This is a genomic window from Nocardia yamanashiensis (assembly GCF_021183565.1).
Lineage (GTDB): Bacteria > Actinomycetota > Actinomycetes > Mycobacteriales > Mycobacteriaceae > Nocardia > Nocardia yamanashiensis.
The window spans coordinates 5,393,181-5,409,239 of record NZ_CP089226.1 but is presented as its reverse complement, the minus strand read 5'-3'; the positions used below and the strand labels follow the sequence as shown (position 1 = coordinate 5,409,239).

Annotated in this window: 14 protein-coding genes; 13 read left to right on the top strand and 1 reads right to left on the bottom strand. The window is 68.2% G+C overall.

What is annotated here, in order from left to right; genetic code table 11:
- Positions 1-67: 67 nt before the first annotated feature.
- The 6 genes from argS (at position 68) to rho (ending at position 8,772) form a co-directional block, all read left to right on the top strand.
- On the top strand, positions 68-1,726 hold the full coding sequence (gene argS, locus LTV02_RS25430; protein WP_233034341.1) for an arginine--tRNA ligase: 1,659 nt from the start codon (positions 68-70) through the stop codon (positions 1,724-1,726).
- Positions 1,727-3,148, top strand: coding sequence for a diaminopimelate decarboxylase (lysA, locus tag LTV02_RS25425; RefSeq protein ID WP_233034339.1), 1,422 nt, complete (start codon positions 1,727-1,729; stop codon positions 3,146-3,148).
- Entirely contained in the window at positions 3,145-4,479 is a 1,335-nt protein-coding gene (locus LTV02_RS25420; protein WP_067722121.1) for a homoserine dehydrogenase, read from the top strand. The genes lysA and LTV02_RS25420 overlap by 4 nt, the downstream gene beginning before the upstream one ends.
- Entirely contained in the window at positions 4,476-5,564 is a 1,089-nt protein-coding gene (gene thrC, locus LTV02_RS25415) for a threonine synthase (protein WP_233034337.1), read from the top strand. The genes LTV02_RS25420 and thrC overlap by 4 nt, the downstream gene beginning before the upstream one ends.
- A 26-nt stretch (positions 5,565-5,590) precedes the next feature.
- Positions 5,591-6,544, top strand: a complete 954-nt coding sequence (gene thrB / locus LTV02_RS25410) for a homoserine kinase (RefSeq protein ID WP_233034335.1) — start codon at positions 5,591-5,593, stop codon at positions 6,542-6,544.
- Between the two features lie 368 nt (positions 6,545-6,912).
- Entirely contained in the window at positions 6,913-8,772 is a 1,860-nt protein-coding gene (gene rho / locus LTV02_RS25405) for a transcription termination factor Rho (RefSeq protein ID WP_233034333.1), read from the top strand.
- Here rho and LTV02_RS25400 read toward each other — a convergent pair.
- A complete protein-coding gene (locus tag LTV02_RS25400) occupies positions 8,670-9,230 on the bottom strand; it encodes a hypothetical protein (protein ID WP_233034325.1) in 561 nt (186 codons plus the stop codon). The two genes, rho and LTV02_RS25400, sit on opposite strands and share 103 nt — an antisense overlap.
- A gap of 408 nt (positions 9,231-9,638) precedes the next feature.
- Between LTV02_RS25400 and rpmE the strand changes: the two genes are divergently transcribed.
- The 7 genes from rpmE to LTV02_RS25365 all read left to right on the top strand — a co-directional run bounded on the left by rpmE (position 9,639) and on the right by LTV02_RS25365 (position 16,051).
- Complete coding sequence (gene rpmE / locus LTV02_RS25395) at positions 9,639-9,860, top strand: 50S ribosomal protein L31 (RefSeq protein WP_067722113.1); 222 nt, start codon at positions 9,639-9,641, stop codon at positions 9,858-9,860.
- A gap of 122 nt (positions 9,861-9,982) precedes the next feature.
- Positions 9,983-11,065 (top strand): peptide chain release factor 1, encoded by a 1,083-nt coding sequence (gene prfA / locus LTV02_RS25390; RefSeq protein ID WP_067722111.1) that lies wholly within the window; start codon positions 9,983-9,985, stop codon positions 11,063-11,065.
- A gap of 105 nt (positions 11,066-11,170) precedes the next feature.
- Positions 11,171-12,049, top strand: a complete 879-nt coding sequence (gene prmC, locus LTV02_RS25385; protein WP_233034320.1) for a peptide chain release factor N(5)-glutamine methyltransferase — start codon at positions 11,171-11,173, stop codon at positions 12,047-12,049.
- Between the two features lie 82 nt (positions 12,050-12,131).
- The gene (locus tag LTV02_RS25380) at positions 12,132-12,872 is read left to right on the top strand and encodes an SDR family oxidoreductase (protein ID WP_233034316.1); all 741 of its coding nucleotides are present in this window, start codon (positions 12,132-12,134) and stop codon (positions 12,870-12,872) included.
- Between the two features lie 47 nt (positions 12,873-12,919).
- The gene (locus tag LTV02_RS25375) at positions 12,920-13,927 is read left to right on the top strand and encodes an RNA polymerase subunit sigma-70 (protein ID WP_233034315.1); all 1,008 of its coding nucleotides are present in this window, start codon (positions 12,920-12,922) and stop codon (positions 13,925-13,927) included.
- A gap of 253 nt (positions 13,928-14,180) precedes the next feature.
- Entirely contained in the window at positions 14,181-14,846 is a 666-nt protein-coding gene (locus LTV02_RS25370) for an L-threonylcarbamoyladenylate synthase (RefSeq protein WP_067722103.1), read from the top strand.
- A gap of 11 nt (positions 14,847-14,857) precedes the next feature.
- Positions 14,858-16,051 (top strand): MraY family glycosyltransferase, encoded by a 1,194-nt coding sequence (locus tag LTV02_RS25365; RefSeq protein WP_067722101.1) that lies wholly within the window; start codon positions 14,858-14,860, stop codon positions 16,049-16,051.
- The last annotated feature ends 8 nt before the right edge of the window (positions 16,052-16,059 follow it).

The following is a 16,059-nucleotide window of genomic DNA, read 5'->3' as shown; positions in this document are numbered from 1 at the left end:
GCTGGGCGCCTGCCCGGTAGGTGCCCGCGCGCGGCGGTTACCTGCTCAGACCATAGGATAGTGACTCGTGACTCCAGCTGACCTTGCAGATCTCCTTCGTGCCACAGCGGCGAAGGTACTTGTCGAACGCGGATCCGACCCAGCGGTCCTGCCCGACGAGGTCAAGGTGGAGCGTCCCCGCAACCCCGAGCACGGTGACTATGCCACGAATGTGGCGCTGCAGGTAGGGAAGAAGGCGGGAATCAACCCCCGTGAATTCGCGAACCTGCTGGCCGAGGCGCTGTCGGACGCCGAGGGCATCGAGGTCGCCGAGGTCGCGGGCCCGGGCTTCCTGAACATCCGGCTGGCCAAGGCCGCGCAGGGCGCCATCGTGGAGAAGATCCTGGCCGCCGGCGCGAAGTACGGCACCGCGGACGCGCTGGCCGGTACGAAGATCAACCTGGAATTCGTGTCCGCCAACCCCACCGGACCCATCCACCTGGGCGGCACCCGCTGGGCCTCGGTCGGCGACGCGCTGGGCCGCATCCTGGCCGCGCAGGGCGGCGAGGTGACCCGGGAGTACTACTTCAACGATCACGGCGCGCAGATCGACCGCTACGCCAATTCGCTGGTGGCCGCCGCGCTGGGGCAGCCGACCCCCGAGGACGGCTACGCGGGCGCGTACATCAACGAGATCGCCGACACCGTCGTCAAGGCCAATCCGGGCGTGCTGGAACTCCCGGAGACCGAACGGCACGAGCTGTTCCGCCGCGAGGGCGTCGAGCTGATGTTCGCCCACATCAAGCAGACCCTGCACGATTTCGGCACCGACTTCGACGTGTACTTCAACGAGAGCTCGCTGTTCGCCAGCGGCGCGGTGGAGCAGGCCCTGGAAACCCTCAAGGCGTCCGGGAACCTGTACGAGAAGGACGGCGCGTGGTGGATCGCCTCCACCGAGTACGGCGACGACAAGGACCGCGTCGTCATCAAGAGCGACGGCAAGTCCGCCTACATCGGCGGTGACATCGCCTACTTCCAGAACAAGCGCTCGCGCGGGTTCGACCTGTGCATCTACATGCTGGGCGCGGACCACCACGGCTACATCGGCCGGCTGAAGGCCGCCGCGGCCGCGTTCGGCGACAACCCCGACACCGTCGAGGTGCTCATCGGCCAGATGGTGAACCTGGTCAAGGACGGCAAGGCCGTCAAGATGAGCAAGCGCGCGGGAACCGTTGTCACACTGGACGATCTGGTCGAGATGATCGGCGTCGACGCCGCGCGCTACGCGCTGGTGCGGTCCTCGGTGAACTCCAGCATCGATATCGACCTGGACCTGTGGACCCGGACCGACAACGAGAACCCGGTCTACTACGTGCAGTACGCGCACGCCCGCACCAATTCCATCATCGGCAATGCCGCCGCCTTCGGATTCGAGGCCGTTCCCGCCGATTTCGCGCTCGCGAGCTCGAGCCGGGAAGGCGATCTGATCCGCACCCTGGGCGAGTTCCCGCGCGTGGTGGCCACCGCCGCCGAATTGCGGGAGCCGCATCGCATCGCCCGCTACCTGGAGGATCTGGCCGGCGTCTACCACGCCTTCCAGTCCGACAACGACATGCGGGTGATCCCGCAGGGCGACGATCCCGTCACCCCCTTGAACTCGGCTCGGCTCGAGCTGGTCAAAGCCACCCGTCAGGTTCTCGCCAACGGCCTCGGCCTGCTAGGCGTCAGTGCACCGGAGCGTATGTAGATGAGTGCCCACCCCGCCGGTCCCCGTCACGCGGACATCCCGCACGCCCCGGGTCTGCCGGAGCGTCCCGCCGATCCGAAGCAGATGATCGAGCTGCCCGCGAATGTGTGGCCGCGCAACGCATCCCGCGATCAGGACGGCGTCGTGCTGTTCGCGGGCGTGCCGGTGCACGAGCTGGCCGCCGAATACGGCACCCCGCTGTTCGTCATCGACGAGGACGACTTCCGTTCCCGCTGCCGCGATATGGTGCGCGCCTTCGGCGAGGGCTCGCGAGTCCACTACGCCTCCAAGGCTTTCCTGTGCGGCGAGATCGCCCGCTGGATCCGCGACGAGGGCCTGCACCTGGACGTGTGCTCCGCCGGCGAGCTGTCGGTGGCGCTGCACGCCGGGTTCCCGGCCGAGCGGATCGCCCTGCACGGCAACAACAAATCGGTGCCGGAGCTGGAGCTGGCGGTCGAGCGCGGCGTCGGGCACGTGGTGCTGGACTCCATGATCGAGATCGAGCGCCTGGACACCGTCGCCAAGCGCGCCGGCCGGGTGCAGGACGTGCTGGTCCGGGTCACCGTCGGCGTGGAAGCCCATACCCACGAATACATCTCGACCGCGCACGAGGATCAGAAGTTCGGCTTCTCGATCGCCAGCGGCGATGCCATGCAGGCCATCGCCCGGGTCTTCGAGTCCGACAATCTGCGCCTGGTCGGGCTGCACTCGCACATCGGCTCGCAGATCTTCGAGATCGACGGCTTCGAGATCTCCACCCGCCGCATGCTGGGGGTGCTGCGCGAGGTCGCCGACAAGTTCGGCGCCGAACGCGCCGCGCAGGTGCACATTCTGGATCTCGGTGGCGGCCTGGGTATTTCGTACCTGCCGCACGAGGATCCGCCGGCCCTGGACGACTTCGCCGCCAATCTGCGCCGCATCGTCGCCGAGGAGGCCGAGCGCGCGGGACTGCCGGTCCCGACCATCGCCGTCGAGCCGGGCCGCGCCATCGCGGGTCCGGGCACCGTGACCTTGTACGAGGTCGGCACCATCAAAGATGTTGTGCTCGACGGGGGTAATCGCCGACGCTATGTCAGCGTCGACGGCGGCATGAGCGACAACATTCGCCCTGCCCTGTATCAAGCGGAGTACGACTGCCGATTGGTTTCGCGGAGTAGCGATTCCGGTCCGGTGGTCGCACGAGTCGTCGGAAAGCATTGCGAGAGCGGGGATATCGTCATTCGCGATACCTGGCTCCCCGCCGATGTGGGCCCCGGCGACCTGGTGGCGGTGGCCGCGACCGGCGCGTACTGCTACTCGATGTCGAGCCGCTACAACCTGCTCACCCGGCCCGCCGTGGTCGCTGTGCGGGATGGCAAGGCGCGCTTGATTCTTCGCCGTGAAACGGTGGAGGACCTACTGAGCTTGGAGGTGAACGCATGACCGAGGTAGCTAATAAGACCGGTGTGTGGGGATCGGATCATCCGATCGGCGTGGCGGTCCTCGGCATGGGCACGGTCGGTACCGAGGTGGTTCGCATCATTCGCGATCACGCGGACGATCTGTGCAACCGTGTCGGCGCGCCCGTCGTGCTGCGCGGGGTGGCCGTCCGGGACCTGAAGAAGGATCGCGGCATCGCGGCCGAGCTGCTCACCACCGATGCCGAAACCCTCGTCACCCGTGACGATGTGGATATCGTGGTCGAGCTCATGGGCGGCATCGATCCGGCTCGCGCCCTGATCACCGCCGCACTGAACGCGGGCAAGTCCGTCGTCACCGCCAACAAGGCGCTGCTGGCCGACTACACCGGCGAACTGGCCAACGCGGCCGAGAACCACCGCGCCGACCTGTATTTCGAGGCCGCGGTCGCGGGCGCGATCCCGGTCGTGCGCCCGCTCATCCAGTCGCTGTCCGGCGACCGGGTGAACCGGGTGGTCGGCATCGTCAATGGCACCACCAACTTCATCCTCTCGGCGATGGCCGAGACCGGCGCGGACTACGACGACGTGCTCGCCGAGGCCACCCGCCTGGGCTACGCGGAAGCCGATCCGACCGCCGATGTCGAGGGCTACGACGCCGCCGCCAAGGCCGCGATCCTGGCCTCGGTGGCCTTCCACACCCGCGTCACCTCCGGCGATGTCTATCGCGAGGGCATCTCCAAGATCACCTCCGAGGATCTGGAGACCGCCGCGGCCGTCGGCTGCACCGTGAAGCTGCTGGCCATGGCCGAGCGCGTGGTGGACGAGGGCGGCAAGGAGCAGATCTCGGCCCGCGTCTACCCGGCGCTCATCCCGCGCAAGCACCCGCTGGCCTCGGTCAGCGGCGCGTTCAACGCCGTGGTGGTGGAGGCCGAGAACGCCGGCCGCCTGATGTTCTACGGTCAGGGCGCCGGCGGCGCGCCCACCGCGTCGGCCGTGATGGGCGACGTGGTGATGGCGGCGCGCAACAAGTTCTACGGTGGCCGCGCGCCGGGCGAATCGGTTTATGCTGAGCTGCCGATCGCGTCGATCGGCGACACCCCGACCCGCTACCACGTGAACCTGCAGGTAGCCGACCGCACCGGTGTGCTGGAAGCGGTCGCCGGTGAGTTCGCCAAGCACGGTGTGAGCATCTCGACGGTCCGCCAGGAAGGCCACGACGAAGGCGCTCGCCTGGTCGTGGTGACCCACCACGCGCAGGAATCGGCACTGGCCGATACCGTTGCGGCGTTGGCCGAACTGGACTCCGTCACGTCCGTGACCAGTGTTCTGAGATTGGAAGGCACCGAGGAATGAGTGCAACCGCACGAGCAGCAGCCGTGCACACCCCGTGGCCCGGCCTGATCAACGCCTATCGGGATCGTCTCCCGATTCCGGCCGACTGGGAAGCCGTCACCCTCTTCGAGGGCGGTACTCCACTGGTGCCCGCACATCATCTGTCCGAGCTGACCGGCTGTGAGGTGTACCTCAAGGTCGAGGGTGCGAACCCGACCGGTTCGTTCAAGGACCGTGGCATGACCATGGCCATGACCGACGCCAAGTACAACGGCAAGACCGCGGTGCTGTGCGCCTCCACCGGCAACACCTCGGCCTCGGCCGCCGCCTACGCCACCCGCGCGGGCCTGCACTGCGCGGTGCTGATCCCGCAGGGCAAGATCGCCATGGGCAAGCTGGCCCAGGCGGTCATGCTGGGCGCGAAGATCATTCAGGTGGACGGCAACTTCGACGACTGCCTGGAGCTGGCCCGCAAGGTGACCGCGGAATTCCCGTCGGTCGGCCTGGTCAACTCGGTCAACCCGGCCCGCATCGAGGGCCAGAAGACCGCGGCCTTCGAAATCGCGGACGCCCTGGGCAAGGCCCCCGACGTGCACGTGCTCCCGGTCGGCAACGCGGGCAATATCACCGCGTACTGGAAGGGCTACAGCGAGTACTACGCCGACGGCGTCACCACCTCGCGCCCGCGCATGCTCGGCGTGCAGGCCGCCGGTGCCGCGCCGCTGGTCAACGGGGCTCCGGTCAAGGATCCCGAGACCATCGCCACCGCCATCCGGATCGGCGCGCCCGCCTCCTGGAACCAGGCCATGGCCGCCAAGGAAGAGTCCGGCGGCGCGTTCCGCGCGGCCACCGACGAGGAGATCCTGGCCGCGTACCGCCTGGTGGCGTCCAAGGAAGGCGTGTTCGTCGAACCCGCTTCGGCCGCTTCGGTCGCCGGTCTGCTGGCCGCCCGCAAGGAAGGCTGGCTCGATTCCGGCCTGAGGGTGGTCTGCACCGTCACCGGCAACGGCCTCAAGGACCCGGACAACGCCCTCAAGGGCATGCCCGAAGTTCAGCCCATCGCGGTCGATCCGATCGCCGTCGCACACGCACTCGAGCTGGCCTGACATTGAATTCGCGCGAAGGTCAGCTGATGACCAGGACCCTGCCCGCCGGAATCTCCGTCACCGTGCGGGTTCCGGCGTCCAGTGCCAATCTGGGGCCGGGTTTCGATTCCCTCGGAATCGCTTTGGGGCTGTACGACGAGATCACGGTGTCCACCACGGACTCCGGTCTCACCATCCGCGTCGAGGGTGAAGGGGCCGCCGATGTGCCCTGGGGCCCTTCGCATCTCGTGGTGCGCGCCATCGAGCGCGGCCTGCAGGCCGCGGGCGTCTGGGCCGACGGCCTGGACGTGGTGTGCCACAACGTGATTCCGCATTCGCGGGGGATGGGTTCTTCCGCCTCGGCGGTGGTCGGCGGATTGGCCGCCGGCCGCGGTCTGGCCGCCAAGTTCGACGCCGCGCTGGCCTACGGCGACGACGTGATGGTGCAGCTGGCCTCGGAATTCGAGGGTCATCCCGACAATGCCTCGGCCAGCATCCTGGGCGGCGTGGTGGTGTCCTGGACCGAAACCGACCGTCCCGCAGACGGAAACGGCGCCGGCGACCACAATCCCCGCGTATACCGTGCGGTGCGTTTGGAACCCGAGGCCGGCCTGCGCCCCGTGGTGCTGATTCCCGAGGAGCATTCCTCCACGGCGCACACCCGCGGCCTGCTCCCGGACACGGTTCCGCACGTCGACGCGGCCTTCAATGTGTCGCGCGCGGCACTGGCGGTAGTCGCCTTGACGCAACGACCCGAGCTACTGATGGCCGCCACCGCGGATCGGCTACACCAGGGCTACCGCGCCTCGGCGCTGCCGCTCACCACGAAATGGATCGAACGGCTGCGCGCCGCGGGCATCCCGGCCACCGTTTCCGGCGCCGGTCCGACCGTGCTCGCCTTCGTGACCAGCGAATTTCCCGCGGAACTGCGTGAACTCGCGATCTCCGAAGGGTTGCGCGTGCTGGAACCGGGTATTGCCGACGGCGTCCTGGTGAATTGAGTAAAAGCCGTAATGGTGGATTGACAGCGTGCCTGCCTTGCCGACGATACGGGCGACGGCTATCCTGAGCGAGTCCGTACATCGTGCGCGTCAGACGCCGGTGCTTCATCAGGGCAAATCGCTCCAGAGGCTCCTTACTCGGGCTCGAGGCTTGAGGCTCGAAACTTGGGGGTAGCCAGTCAACTGGAATGATCTCTCCCACCTTGTCTGTCGATGAGCACAGGAATCGATGCGATAGCCCACGCGGTGGTAAGTAATCCACCAACCCGGCGAGACAGGCGATACGGCATCCGAGTCCGGCACGAGACCGGACTGCAGGAGGAACCCTCGAACAGGCACACGGCAGTCGAGGGAAGGAAAGGATTTCCGTGACAGATACGGACCTGCTCGCGACACCCGGGGTGGAAAGTCAAAATTCCTCGGGAAGCCGCGAAAGTGAATCCGGACAGATTTCGAAGATGAGCGAACAAACTGACGTCGCACGATCGGGGCTGACTCCGGCCAAGGCCGAGTCCGCTCCGGCGCGCAGCGAAGCGCCGAAGACCGAGGCCAAGTCCAAGGCCGAGGTGAAGACCGAGGCTCCGGCCGAGGTTCGCGAAAACGCCAGTGAGGCGCGCGAATCCAAGCGTGACGAGGCCGGGGACAACGCGCGCGCCGAGGGCGGTGACGACAACCGCGAGGGCGGTCAGCGTGGCCGGGGCCGGCAGCGCCGAGGCCGCGAGCAGCGTGCCGCCGCCGCGACCGCCAATGCCGAGGGCAGTGCGGACGCCGGCGAGAAGACCGAGTCCGAGGGCGGCGAGCGTCGCCGCGACCGCGACCGCAACCAGCAGGGCGAGCGCAATCAGGGCGGCCGCGACCAGCAGGGCGATCGCCAGCAGGGTGAGCGCAACCAGAACGGTGGCCAGCAGAACGGCGCCCCGCGGGGCGACCGGGACCGCGATCGTGACCGTGGCGGCGATGACGACGAGCGCGGTGGACGCCGCGGCCGGCGTTTCCGGGAGCGTCGTCGTGGCCGGGACCGTGACGGCGGCGTGGCAGGTGGCGGCGAGAGCCGTGAGCGCGAGCCCGAACTCCGCGAGGACGACGTCCTGCAGCCCGTGGCGGGCATTCTCGACGTGCTCGACAACTACGCCTTCGTGCGCACCTCCGGTTACCTGGCGGGCCCGAACGACGTGTACGTGTCGATGAACCTGGTGCGCAAGAACGGCCTGCGCCGCGGTGACGCCATCACCGGTGCGGTGCGCGCTCCGCGCGACGGCGACCAGAGCAACCAGCGCCAGAAGTTCGATCCGCTGGTGCGCCTGGACACCGTCAATGGCGCGGATGTCGAAAGTGCCAAGCGCCGACCGGAATTCAGCAAGCTCACGCCGCTGTACCCGAACCAGCGCCTGCGCCTGGAGACTCAGCCCAACAAGCTGACCACCCGCATCATCGATCTGATCATGCCGATCGGCAAGGGTCAGCGCGCGCTGATCGTGTCGCCGCCCAAGGCCGGTAAGACCACGATCATGCAGGACATCGCCAATGCGATCTCCGTGAACAACCCCGAGTGCTACCTCATGGTCGTCCTGGTGGACGAGCGTCCCGAGGAAGTGACCGATATGCAGCGCTCGGTGCGCGGCGAGGTCATCGCCTCCACGTTCGACCGGCCGCCGAGCGATCACACCTCGGTCGCCGAACTCGCCATCGAGCGGGCCAAGCGACTGGTGGAAGCGGGTCAGGACGTCGTCGTGCTGCTCGACTCGATCACCCGATTGGGCCGTGCGTACAACAACTCGTCCCCGGCCTCGGGCCGAATCCTTTCCGGTGGTGTGGATTCCACCGCGCTGTACCCGCCCAAGCGGTTCCTCGGCGCGGCCCGCAATATCGAGAACGGCGGCTCGCTGACCATAATCGCCACGGCGATGGTGGAGACCGGTTCCACCGGTGACACGGTCATCTTCGAGGAGTTCAAGGGCACGGGTAATGCCGAGCTCAAGCTCGATCGCAAGATCGCCGAGCGGCGCGTGTTCCCGGCCGTCGACGTCAACCCGTCCGGCACCCGCCGCGACGATCTGCTGATGTCGGCCGACGAGGCGGCGGTGCTGCACAAGCTGCGGCGCGTGCTGTCCGGTCTGGATTCACATCAGGCGATCGACCTGCTGGTCGACCGGTTGAAGAAGACCAAGAGCAATGTCGAGTTCCTGATGACGGTCTCCAAGACCGCCCCGGGCGCCATCGACGAATAGGCCTCGTGCGCAAGGGCTTCGGCCCCGCGCAGGCAGGTCGTAGCAAAGGCGGCTCCGCTTCGGCGGAGCCGCCTTTGCGTTTGCGCCAGGGCGGCCCGGACGAATGCGGGCGCATCCGCATCCGGCCGCGGGCTGTAGAAGAACAGTCCGATCAGGGCCGCCCCGGCGATCATGAACGCCAGGATGGAAGCGGTCACGGCGTCGGACGAGCCCGACGCCGTGACCGCCGTGTAGGTGAGGGCGCCGTCCCCGTGCGGTGGGGTAGGGGCCAGGGTCTGGTTCCCCACCGCTTCGCCGGACTCCCCGGGAGCGGACCGCCACCCCACGACCACCATCAGGCTCAACGTGCCCAGGACCGCCCCCGCGACGATTTCCGCGCGCCGCCGGTGTCCTCCCCCGGTCACGGCGTGCACGGCAGCGGGGAAAAGTCCCCCGCCCGTCGCGTCCTTCCCGGTCACGTATCGCCCTTCCGATCGTCGTGGGACTCTCACCTGGACAAACTCTATGAACACGAGTGTTCGCATTCTTGAGTAGCGAACTACTCGACTTTCAGCCTCGCTCGAGCCCCGGAAATATGCGTGCCCGTATTTTCTTGGGGATCGCCGCGCAAAACGGCTACCTGCTCCCGCGTAGCAAGGTCAACAGCCCGCAGCCGCCACGCGGCCTGCCCCGGTCCGTGCGGCGTCGCGCCGAGTCGCCAGGGCTGACCGGCGCCGGGTGGGCGGTGATCGGGCGCGGTGGCGGGGGGCTGGAATAAGCGCGTGCGAGAACCGCTTATACTGGTCCGTCGGCAACCATGCCTCAAGTCGGTTCCGGTTCACGTCTCGCGTAGGCCAGGCGACCCGGAGCCTTTCGAAAGGACACCCATGAAGGCGGGAATTCACCCCACGTATGTGGACACCACGGTCGTTTGCGGCTGTGGCAACACCTTCCAGACCAAGAGCACCAAGGAGTCGGGCCAGATCACGGTCGAGGTCTGCTCCCAGTGCCACCCGTTCTACACGGGCAAGCAGAAGATTCTGGACACCGGCGGCCGCGTGGCCCGCTTCGAGGCCCGCTACGGCAAGCGCACCAAGGCTGCCAACTAGCGACCCTGCCGACGCCCGTCCTGCTCTCGAGCAGGCCGGGCGTCGCGGCGTTTGTAGGGCCTCGATACACAGACTCCGGGGCGGCCCACCCGGGTACGACTCCCACAGGAGGAATTTCCGCCATGGCCGAGAAGTCCACGGCACCGTCCGCCATCGACGACATTCTGGCCGAGTACGCGGGGCTGGAACTCCAGCTCTCGGATCCGGCGCTGCACAACGACCCGGGCGCGGCCCGCAAGGTCGGGAAGCGGTTCGCCGAACTCGGGCCGATCATGGCTACCTACAACAAGCTCACCAGTGCGCGTGACGATCTGGCCGCGGCCGAGGAGCTGGCGGCCGACGACTCGTCGTTCGCGGCCGAGGTGCCGGCGTTGAAGGAACAGGTGGAGGAGCTGGACAAGCAGCTCACCGATCTGCTCGCGCCGCGCGACCCGCACGATGCCGACGATGTGGTGCTGGAAGTGAAGTCCGGCGAAGGCGGCGAGGAATCGGCGCTGTTCGCGGCGGATCTGGCGCGCATGTACATCCGGTACGCGGAACGGCACGGGTGGAAGGTCGAGGTGCTCGGCGTCACCTACTCCGATCTCGACGGGTACAAGGAAGCCACCTTCTCCATCAAGAGCAAGGAACCCACGCGCGACGGCGTGTGGTCGCGGCTCAAGTTCGAAGGCGGCGTGCACCGCGTGCAGCGCGTGCCGGTCACCGAATCCCAAGGGCGCATTCACACTTCGGCCGCCGGCGTGCTCGTCTACCCCGAGCCCGACGAGGTCGAGGAAGTGCAGATCGACGAGAAGGACCTGCGCGTCGACGTGTACCGGTCCTCCGGCAAGGGCGGTCAGGGCGTCAACACCACCGACTCGGCGGTGCGCCTCACCCACCTGCCCACCGGGCTCGTGGTGACCTGCCAGAACGAGCGCTCGCAGCTGCAGAACAAGATCCGCGCCATGCAGGTGCTGGCGGCCCGGCTCCAGGCATTGGCCGAAGAGCAGGCCGACGCCGACGCGGCCGCGGGGCGCGCCTCGCAGATCCGCACCGTCGACCGGTCCGAACGCATTCGCACCTACAACTTCCCGGAGAACCGGATCGCCGATCACCGCATCGGGTTCAAGGCGCACAACCTCGACTCCGTCCTCGACGGCAACCTCGACGATTTGCTGGACGCGCTCGGCACCGCCGACCGTGCCTCGCGGCTCGCCGCCGAATAAGCCACGCCCGCACCGCTACCCGGTCCGCACCGAACCGCGACCGGGTAGCGGCGTGCGGGGGAGAATCGAGACCATCAGCCCAGCGCGCAGAAGCGGAGGCCTGTCATGACCAGAGTGCCCTTGCGTCCGGCCATCCGCGAAGCCATCGACATCCTGGCCGCCGCCGGGGTGCACAGCCCGGCCGCCGACGCGGAATACCTGGCCGCTCATGTGCTCGGGGTGGATCGGATGCGGCTGGCGCTCATGCCCATGCTCACCGCCGACCAGCTCGAGGAATTCCGCAAACTCGTCGCGCGGCGGGCGGAACGTGTTCCGTTGCAACACCTTACGGGGACCGCGGCGATGGGCGAGATCGATCTCGCGGTCGGCCCGGGGGTGTTCGTCCCGCGGCCGGAAACCGAACTGATCTTCGCCTGGGCGCTCGGGCAACTCGAAGCGCTCGGACACGAGCACCAGCCGATCGCGGTGGATCTGTGCACCGGGTCGGGGGCGCTGGCGCTCGCCATCGCCCATGCCCGGCCCGACGTCCAGGTGCACGCGGTCGAGCTGGATCCGGAAGCGCACGCCTGGGCCAAACGCAATGCGCTGCAACTCGCGGACGAGGGCGACACACCCATCGATCTGCACGCGGGGGACGTCACCGACCCGGCCATCCTCGAGCATCTGAACGGCCGGGTGGACGTGGTGGTGTCCAATCCGCCCTACATTCCCGAAGACGCCGTACTGGATCCCGAAGTGGCGGACCACGATCCGCACCGGGCGCTGTTCGGCGGACCCGACGGGCTCGACGTCATCCGGCCGATGATCGGCACCATCGCCCGGCTGTTGCGCCCGGGCGGGACGGTCGCGGTGGAACACGACGACAGCAATGGTTCCGGCGTCGCGGCGCTCTTCACCATGCACGGCGGCTTCACCGAAGTGGTGGAGCATCCCGATCTGGCGGGTAAACCCCGCTTCGTGGTCGCGCGCCGCCGCGCCGACTGAAACTTTCTCCGATCCCGGCGACGGATTCCGGGCGTGCGGGCGGTCTAGATATGGACCGACCCTCGAGCCCAGGGAGCTTCCGATGTCCGATCCCATCCAGTCCGCAGTCGTCACCGGCGCCGGGCGTGGCTTCGGCCGCGCCATCGCCGCCGCCCTCGTCACCGCCGGCGCCCAGGTCGTCGGCATCGCCCGCGACGAGAACCGGCTGCGCGCCGTACAAGCCGAGCTCGGCGCGAACTTCACCCCCGTCGCCGCCGACGCCACCGCGGAATCGCTCGCCGACAGCACGATTCGCGAGCACCGCCCGACCCTGCTGGTTCTCAATGCCGGGGTGGGTGCGCTCATGCGGCCCATCCAGGAGCAAACCTGGGACAGCTTCAGCCGCAACTGGAACACCGATACCCGGCACGTCTTCACCTGGACCCGAGCCGCCCTGCTGGCGCCCCTCGCACCGGGCAGCGTGGTCGTCTCGCTCTCCAGCGCCGCCGCGCTGCTCGGCTCGCCGTTGAGCGGCGGGTACGCCAGCGCCAAGCAGGCCATTCGTTATATGCGCGGGTACGCGGCCGAGGAATCGGAGCGTGCCGGTCTCGGTATTCGCTTCGTCACCCTGCTGCCGCAATTGACGCCCGCCACCGATATGGGCGAAATGGCGGTGGCCGCCTATGCCGCCCGCACAGGTGTGGACACCGCCACCTTCGTCGAAGGCCTGACCCCGATCCTCACTCCCGACCACATCGCCAAGACCGTGCTCGAGATCGCGGCCGATCCTGGCGCCGCCGCCGAGTACCGCGTCACCGGCGCGGGCGCGGAACCGCTCGGCTGAGCCCGGTGCCCGGACTACCGTGAATTCCTGACCAAGGGAGCCCCGCGATGGCATCGCTCGCCGAATTCGACACGCTGGCAGCAGGTTTCCGTCCCGACCTGCTGGCCCACTGTTATCGGCTGCTCGGCTCGATCCACGACGCCGAGGATCTCGTCCAGGAGACCTATCTGCGCGCCTGGCGCGGTTTCGAGAACTTCGAAGGCCGCTCCTCGGTGCGCCGCTGGCTCTACGCGATCGCCACGCGGGCCTGCCTGACCGCCCTGGAATCCCGGGCCCGCCGCCCGCTTCCCTCCGGTCTCGGCGCGCCGTCGGACGACCATCGAATCCGGGTCGGCGCCTGGGACACGACCGTCCCCTGGCTGCAACCCGCCCCCGATGCCCGCCTGGGCATCCCGGAGGCGTCGACGGCGGCCGACCCGGCCGCCGTCGTGACCGCCCGCGCCGGCGTCCGCCTGGCCTTCGTGGCCGCCCTCCAACTCCTGCCCGCCCGCCAGCGGGCCGTCCTCACGCTGCGCGACGTACTCGCCTTCCGGACCGCCGAGGTGGCCGAGATCCTCGATATGACCGCCGCGGCCGTCGACAGCGCCCTCCGGCGCGCCCGCACCCGCATGGCCGAGGCCGGACCGGTGCAGGACGATCTCGGAGAACCCGACGAGCAAGCGGTACGCGCCCTCCTCGACGACTACGTAGCCGCCTTCGAGACCTCCGACCCCGACGCCCTCGTCAACCTCCTCCGCGCCGACGTGGAACTCGAAATGCCCCCCATCCCAACCTGGTTCACCGGCCGCCCCGCCGTGATCGGCTTCTTCACCGCCCGAGTCCTCCGCCCCCACACCTGGCGCATGCACCCCACCCGAGCCAACGGCCAGCCCGCCCTCACCGTCTACCGCCGCACCCCCACCTCCGACTACACCCCCTACTGCGTCCAAGTCCTCACCCTCATCGGCCCCCACATCTCCCGCATAACCTCCTTCAACGACCCATCCCTCGTCCCAGCCTTCGACCCGCCGTCGATCGCCGAACAGCTCCAAGCCCGAAGCCCCTGGACGTTGTGAACGCCGTCGAAGTCCAAGCACCGACAGCCACGTGAGTTGCCGCGTCGGGCCTTCGAGAGTTGTCGTGCCACCGCGCGACGGAGTTCGTGGGCGCAGCCCTGAGAGCACCGGGAGTTGTCGTCCCAACCTCACAAGGGGGTTCGGGGGCGAAGCCCCTGAGAGCTACGAGAGTTGTCCTCTCCTCCACCCGAGGGGGTTCGGGGGCGAAGCCCCTGAGAGCTATGGAGAGTTCATCCGTGCCAAGATGTCTGCCGTGAGTACCGTCTACGACTGTGCCGATCCCGATTCGCGTGCCGCCGGGCTGAATGCGGCGCGGAGTGCGCTGAAGTCCGGGCGGCTGGCTGTCATTCCGACCGACACGCTCTACGGCCTCGCCGCCGACGCCTTCGACAGCCAGGCTGTCAGCGCGCTGCTGGCGGCCAAGCGGCGCGGCCGGGACATGCCGGTGCCGGTGCTGGTCGGTTCGTGGAACACCATCGACGGACTGGTGTTCTCGGTGCGCCCGCAGGCCCGCGAGCTGATCCGCGCGTTCTGGCCGGGCGGCCTGAGTCTCGTTGTGCAGCAGGCGCCTTCGCTGGCGTGGGATCTGGGCGACGCGCGCGGCACGGTCATGCTGCGGATGCCGTTGCATCCGGTGGCGCTGGAACTGCTCAAGGAGGTCGGCCCGCTGGCGGTGTCGAGCGCGAACGTCTCGGGTCAGCCGCCCGCGACCACCGCGGACGAGGCCAAGGCACAGCTGGGCGATCTGGTGAGCGTCTACCTGGACGGCGGGCCCGCCGATCACGCGGTCGCCTCGACCATCGTGGACCTGACTTCGGATTCGCCGCGCATTCTGCGCGAGGGCGCGATCCCGGCGGAGAAGGTCGCGGAGGTCCTCGGCATGTCGCCGGAGGAGCTCCGGGAGCCGGGCACGCGGTGACGGCCCGATAGATGCTGCTGAGTCAGGGCGTTTTCAGCCAGGGTGCGGTCGTCCCGCTGCGGGAGCTGCTGCTGGTGCTGCTGGTCGCCTCGGTGATCACCTATCTGGTGGGCGGCGGCGTGCGCTCGCTGGCCATCGGGTTCGGCGCGGTCGCCGTCCCGCGTGAGCGCGACGTGCACGTGAAGCCGATTCCGCGGATGGGCGGTGTGGGCATCTACCTGGGTGTGCTGGCCGCGGTCGCCTTCGCGCACCAACTGCCCGCCCTGCGGCGCGGATTCGAATATCCGAAGGACATTCCGGCCGTGCTGGCGGCCAGCACTTTGATCGTGCTGGTCGGCATCATCGACGACCGCTGGGGCCTGGACGCGCTCACCAAGTTCGTCGGACAGGTCACCGCCGCGGGCGTGATGGCCGTGATGGGCCTGAGTTGGGTGGCGATCTACAACCCCTTTACCAACGAAACCGTGGTGCTCGACCCCCTGCAGGGCGGCCTGGTTACCGTCGGGATCACGGTCACCATGATCAATGCCATGAATTTCGTGGACGGCCTGGACGGCTTGGCCGCGGGCCTGGGATTCATCGCCTCGGTGGCCGTGTTCGTGTTCACGGTCGGCCTGCTCTACGAAGTCGGCGGCGCCACCGACACCTATCCGCCGGCGTTGCTGGCCGCCGCGCTGGCCGGTGGCTGTCTCGGATTTCTGCCGCACAATTTTCAGCCCGCAAAAATATTCATGGGCGATTCCGGCTCGATGCTCATCGGTTTGATGCTCGCCGCGGTCTCCACCGGCGCTTCGGGGCGAATTCCGCTGCAGGGTTACGGCCCGCGCGACATCGTGGGTCTGCTGTCGCCTTTGTTGCTGGTGGGAGCGGTGATGTTCATTCCCGTTCTCGATCTTGTAATGGCCATCGTGCGCCGCGTCCGCGCCGGTGTGAGTTTTTCCACTCCGGACAAAATGCATCTGCATCACCGCCTGCTGCAGATCGGCCATTCCCATCGCCGGGTGGTCTTGTTGATCTACTTGTGGGTGAGCGTGCTGGCATTCGGCGCGGTCGGCACCTCGCTGATGGATCGCACGCTGGTGGTGCTGTTGTTCGCGGCCGGACTGGTTTTCGCGCTGATCGTCACCGCCGTCCCGTCCTGGCGGGAACTGAGCGCGCGCGCCGGGCGTAAACCGCCGCCCGGCCCGGAATCCGCCGCCGGGTAAAGTGGCCG